The 5,981-nt window shown below is 40.0% G+C and carries 5 protein-coding genes and 1 pseudogene; all 6 read right to left on the bottom strand.

The features are described from left to right. Positions 1 to 477: 477 nt before the first annotated feature. Complete coding sequence (locus F6J99_RS40650; protein ID WP_293121999.1) at positions 478 to 1,119, bottom strand: sulfotransferase family 2 domain-containing protein; 642 nt, start codon at positions 1,117 to 1,119, stop codon at positions 478 to 480. 358 nt (positions 1,120 to 1,477) lie between these two features. Then, positions 1,478 to 2,149, bottom strand: a complete 672-nt coding sequence (locus tag F6J99_RS40645; protein ID WP_293121996.1) for a sulfotransferase family 2 domain-containing protein — start codon at positions 2,147 to 2,149, stop codon at positions 1,478 to 1,480. Beyond that, entirely contained in the window at positions 2,146 to 5,028 is a 2,883-nt protein-coding gene (locus F6J99_RS40640) for a glycosyltransferase (protein WP_293121993.1), read from the bottom strand. Before F6J99_RS40640 ends, F6J99_RS40645 begins: the two co-directional genes overlap by 4 nt. Further along, positions 5,018 to 5,200 (bottom strand): hypothetical protein, encoded by a 183-nt coding sequence (locus F6J99_RS40635; protein WP_293121990.1) that lies wholly within the window; start codon positions 5,198 to 5,200, stop codon positions 5,018 to 5,020. Before F6J99_RS40635 ends, F6J99_RS40640 begins: the two co-directional genes overlap by 11 nt. A 280-nt stretch (positions 5,201 to 5,480) precedes the next feature. Continuing rightward, positions 5,481 to 5,615, bottom strand: coding sequence for a hypothetical protein (locus F6J99_RS40630; protein WP_293121987.1), 135 nt, complete (start codon positions 5,613 to 5,615; stop codon positions 5,481 to 5,483). Between the two features lie 46 nt (positions 5,616 to 5,661). Further along, positions 5,662 to 5,981, bottom strand: a pseudogene (locus F6J99_RS40625) (photosystem II q(b) protein); the annotation flags it as partial.

Genomic DNA, 5,981 nt, shown 5'->3' with positions numbered 1-5,981 from the left:
CTGCCCACCGACAGCAACTTAATTAAAAACTAGATAAAATTAATCCTATGGTGGGCAGTGCTTCATAGCAATTTAAAACCTGACCATCTCTCTCGAAGGTAAGCACTGCCCACCCTACATCTCTACTACATCTCTACATCTCTGCCCACCGACAGAAATTAATTAAAAACTAGATAAAATTAATCCTATGGTGGGCAGTGCTTCATACCAATTTAAAAGCTGACCATCTCTCTCGAAGGTAAGCACTGCCCACCCTACATCTCTACTACATCTCTACATCTCTGCCCACCGACAGAAATTAATTAAAAACTAGATAAAATTAATCCTATGGTGGGCAGTGCTTCATACCAATTTAAAAGCTGAAAATCTCGAAAATAAGCACTGCCCACCCTACATCTATATTACCTATTACCTATTACCTATTACCTATTACCTATTACCTATTACCTATTACCTATTGCCTATTGCCTTACCCAACTACGCCATCCCAAACTTATAATTTCCATACTTAATGTCATACCAAAATAAATTAGTAACTCTATCTATAGCTTCTTGATTATAATAATTAGCGTAATCATTCCGTTTGTCTTGCTCTATCTTAGGTAAATTCAGCTTCAGTCCTAGCATAGACTCCAAGAAAGTTAAATCTGATTCTAGATTTTCAAAACGGATAACATAATCCACAAGAAACGTGTTATCCTCATCAAGTGCCGAGTAAGACAGTGAGTAAGCCGACAAATCAGTTAAGTGCTTCCCTGCCTTGATATCCCAGGATTTTCCCTTAGTTATCCACTCGGTAAAGGGCATTTTTTTGTTGGGATTGTACTGTTGTTTCTCCCAAAAATAGAAGCCATTGTGATCAGGATTTCCAAAGGAGTACACAGAGACAAGCATATCCCAGGGATTTCTAACAGAGGTAAATTTAAAGTAGCTATTCCAGTCCCAACCCATGCGCTCAAAATGCTGTTTCACCATAGATGCTGGCACATGGGGATTGTTGTGTCTTCCTTGATCTGTACTAACACTATCACTGTAAGGCTCTAGTGCTTGTCTAATCGTAGCATCACCAGACCTGGGCTTACCAATGAATACGAATTTATGCTTGTGTGATAGTCTCATTTTATAGCAGTTGTTAATTGGTTGAGGTAAAAAGTCCTAGGTTTTAGGGAACAGGGAACAGCGGATCTGGGAACAGGGAGTAGGGAGTAGGGAGTAGGGAGTAGGGAGTAGGGAGTAGGGAATAGGAGTAATAAAGTTGACTGTATCTTATAGGTCTTATCAACGCTATATTTGATAATTCAAAACTCAAAAATTAGCACTGATAACTGAACACTGATCACTCAAAAATTATCTAGCGTTTCCTAGTAAGCGTGAGGTACATCTAAATTTTATTCCCTATTCCCTATTCCCTATTCCCTACTCCCTATTCCCTATTCCCTATTCCCTACTCCCTATTCCCTATTCCCTATTCCCTATTCTAAAAAGAATACTTTCCGTAATTGATATCATACTCAAACAGCTCGGAGACGATTGCTTTGGATTCGCTATCATAATACTGGCTATAGTGGTCATGCTTGCTGGTATTTATCTTCAAAGAATCTATAGGTATTCCTAGCTTTGAAGCGACAAAATCTAAGTCTTCCTCTAAGTGTTCAACACGAATAACATAATCAACTAGGAAGTTATTCTGATCATCAAAAACATAGTAAGGAAGGGTATAGGTAGACAAATCCTCTAGATATATTTGCTGCTTCAAATCCCAGGATTTTCCAGTCTTAATCCACTCCTTAAATGGCATCCTAGTGTTTGGGTTATAGGGGTATTTTTCGACAATGTCTTCCGATACACGGATTGCTCTTGCTGTTTCCCACCAATAAATACCTCGGTGATCTGGCTTGGCATAGAAGTACAGAGAAACCAGCATATCCCAAGGGTTTCGGATACTAATAAACTTGAAGTAGCTGTTCCAGTTCCAACCCATACGCTCAAAATGCTGCTTTAACAGAGATGCTGGCACATGGTGATGGTAATGTCGCTTCTTATCCGTACTGGAAATATCGGTGTAAGGATCCAATGCCTTGCGAATACTAGTACTAGCACACTTAGGTTTGCTGAGGAATACAAACTTATGCTTGTGGGATATTCTCATGATAACTGTTGATAGATTTCCGATTTAACAATTGATTTTAAGAAATAATCGTTGCTCAGCTTTTCTTTAATCGGGTGCTGCTTCAGGTAGTGGTAGGTTTCCTCAATTAAAGCAAAATCCTCAGCTTTGGCCGCTGCTTCTTGTCTAGACTGGAAGTAAAGGGGATAGTCTTCACCCAAATACTCTTTTACAGCTGGCAGCGGATTGACTAAAACCGGGGTATTTCTAACGATGCACTCAATGATCGCGTTATTGGCACTGGTGTCATACAACTCCAAATAAGCAATATTCTTTGACAAGACCTCATCATACTCATCATTGGGCAAATAATCAACTATCTGCACATAACTGTAATTGGGCTGTAAATTAAATACTTGTTTTTCAGTGTGTAACATTTCCCCAGCATAGGGTTTACGTAACACCACCTTTTTGTAATTTTTTACCGGTAAATAGTAGATAGAGTGCATCTTCCGCAACCAAATCCCAATTTGGATAATAGTTGGCTCAGGATTTGCCAAAAACTTATCCATGGAAAACGTAACATCTGGAGTTTCCGTAGGATGTATCACGCTAACAATCGGCACATCTAGCTGCTTTTGGAGCCATCGACGAGAGTCTTCAGACAAACAAAATAGACCTTGACAATACTTAATACTCTCTTGCCACAACTGACTTTCAAATATTCTCTGAGGTGACAGGTGTTCTTGAAACCATTTAGGAGCATAGGGAGGACAATGGATGAATCCAATCCAAGGCTCTGTATAAGCAGTTGGGCTGTTGTTACAATCTCCAGGATCCGATCCCCAGGCGAATTTCTTTTCTATGAAGCCATCCACCAAGATTCCAGCATCATTGTGTAAGGCTTTCAAGCTATTCATCGCATAAGACCATCCAGAGCGATGCTCCCCGTAATGATACTGTAAAGCAGAGGCAAGATTGAGTTTTTTCGGATAATCCCCAGAGTCTTCAAACCCTGAATCCTGCTCTTGAGTTTGGGAAATTCCATTACCATTAGATTTCTCAGTTAGCGGTACATAATACTCCTGTAGAATTTTTTTCTCAAAATCAACCGTTGACTCAAACCGCCGGTTATAGGATTGAGGATCTTCTAGGTAAATTCCTAATGGTTCCCTCAACAGCATGAATTTAGACCCGTTAGTTGAACAACGTAACCAAAATTCCCAATCAGCACTCGCGCCATAGCCAATTTCATCGAAATAGCCATTTTTTTCATGGACACTCTTCCGCCATACCGGCATACAATGGGGAAGATTTTGGGAGCCGATCTTACCTTTTTCCTCTCCTTCAGCCCACCACTTTTCTTGAAAAAAGTCTTCAGTTCCAAAATACTCCGGAAATCCCACATACCAGACAGCATGAGCGGTATTATTATCCCAGGTTTCATTGGGCTGCATCGTAACTTTCAGAGGAGCGCAAACCACATCCACATCAGGATGCTCATCCAAAGCTCTCATATGTTCTTGAATATGTCTAGGCGCTCTGCGGTCATCGAGATTAGCATTTGTAATATAGTGACCACGGGCTAATCTAATGCTCATGTTCCAAACTTCATACAGCCCTGGGTCTTCATCCAATTTTATATAGATAATATTGGAATACCTGGTCATATACTTTTTAATCACAGGCTCTTCATTTCCCGGAGAATTGGGATTAACCAATAGTAATTCACATTCAGCAAAAACCGTCTGTTCGGTAATATCCTTGAGGAAGTGTTCAATATACTTATCCCCTTTAAAGACTGATGTGATGATGGATACTTTGGGTTGCCATTGATAGGTACTAAATGGTCGATTAAGCAGAGTAGAGCGTATTAGCTCTTGCCATTCCGGTAGGTTACTGAATGGATAAGAATTGAATGGAGAACCATAAGCAGCTGAAAATGTGGTAAACTGCTCTATCCAATCAGAAATCGTTTCTGTTGGTTGGTAAGGGGTAATGCTTAGGGAGTTTTTTAACTGCTCAGCCATAGTGGTAAAATTACCAGCATGATAAGAGCTCCAGGCTAACCAAACTAAGGAATTATAATCGTGATTTTTAGTATTGGTATGGCTATAGACTGGATTCTGAGCATCAGGTAATCGGGGTTTGTAGATAATCGGTTGTTTACTGTTTTGATAAATTGTCAAAAACTGCTTAACAATATAATTATCAATGTGACCAATTAAATCATAATCTACTTTATTTAGATCAGCTTTTTTGTGATAATCATGATACCGTAATGGAGCAAATATTTTTGTAAACTTAAGGGCTGATTTTTGCCATATTTCGTAGCTATAGTTGGTAGAGTGCTTGACATGATAGGCAACGGGAGAGACTAAGTCTTTTATGGTTAACCCCTGTTGCCAAGCAATCACTGGTACCCAGAAATCCCAAAAGGGAATACCAAGGCAAAAGTCAGAGGATGGAAATTTTTCCAGCAGTTCTTTTTCAAAAAAGAACACATCAACCCCAACATCGTAAATCTCACCGTTGATGGATTCAGCAGTATCAACATCGACTCGTGAAGCGAGCAGGATAGAGTCTTGAGTCTGCTCTCGAATAAATTCTGTAAAATCCTGCTCAGCTTTTAAGATAATATCTGCGTTAACAATTCCACAGATTTGGCTACCGTACTCACGCAAATAGGATAAGAGGTCATCAATGTAAACATAAGGCTTACCATAATGCTCTCGTCCATCTCGAAATACTCTGTGAAATTTAATGTCTTGATATAAAGGCTGGAGTTTCTCAATCTCTTCTATAATATTTAAGGAAACAACCTCAAATCCTAGATTAAGCCAGCTATTAATAGCTGCTTGTTGCTTCTTAACATTTCCTGGTGCAATACTAGTTACGATGACAAGGGGTTCAGTTGTCATTAGTCATTGGTCCTTGAGGAAAGGGAACAGGGAGTAGGGAGTAGGGAGTAGGGAGTAGGGAGTAGGGAGTAGGGAGTAGGGAGTAGGGAGTAGGGAGTAGGGAGTAGGGAGTAGGGAACAGGGAAAAATTTTTGTATACCTCACTCGTGATGAGAATTGCTATAAGCACCATTACAAAATTAATTACCTACTCTGAATCTCTGTAACCCTTACAGTGTAAGGCTTTGATTTTTTGGGAATGTGCAATTAATTTTGTGCACCTGCTTATATCGATGCTATCGGAATTGATAGTATTTTTCTGTTGATAGTAAACCAAGTAACCACATAAAAATTTTAATTTTATATAAAGTTATCCCCAATTTTCTATTAATTTTTATTAAAGGGAACAGAAAAGACAAAAGGTAAAGGGGTATTGACAACTAACAAATGACTACGTATAACTACAGCCTTTCCTAGTAACCGTGAGCTACATCTAAATTTTCTTGCCGACTCCCGACTCCCGATTCCCGATTCCCGACTCCCGATTCCCGACTCCCTAAAACCTGAGAACTCCAATAATGACAGACAAACAAAAAAGCGCTCCCCATCTGGAGAGCGCTTTTTATTAACTAAGCTGATTATGCCAACTTGAAATTAACCGTTGATTGCTGGAGCAGTCAAAGCTACGGGAGTAGCTTCAGCCGCAGCTAGGTCTAGAGGGAAGTTGTGAGCGTTACGCTCGTGCATTACCTCGAAACCTAGGTTAGCCCGGTTAAGTACATCAGCCCAGGTGTTGATCACGTGACCTTGTGAGTCAATGATGCTCTGGTTGAAGTTGAAGCCATTCAGGTTAAATGCCATGGTGCTGATGCCCAGTGCAGTAAACCAGATGCCGATTACAGGCCATGCACCTAAGAAGAAGTGCAAGGAACGGCTGTTGTTGAAGGAAGCGTATTGGAAGATTAAACGACCGA

The sequence above is a fragment of the Moorena sp. SIO4G3 genome, from assembly GCF_010692305.1.
GTDB lineage: Bacteria > Cyanobacteriota > Cyanobacteriia > Cyanobacteriales > Coleofasciculaceae > Moorena > Moorena producens_A.
Note: the sequence above shows the minus strand (reverse complement) of the source record. Positions and strands in the feature narration are given on the sequence as shown.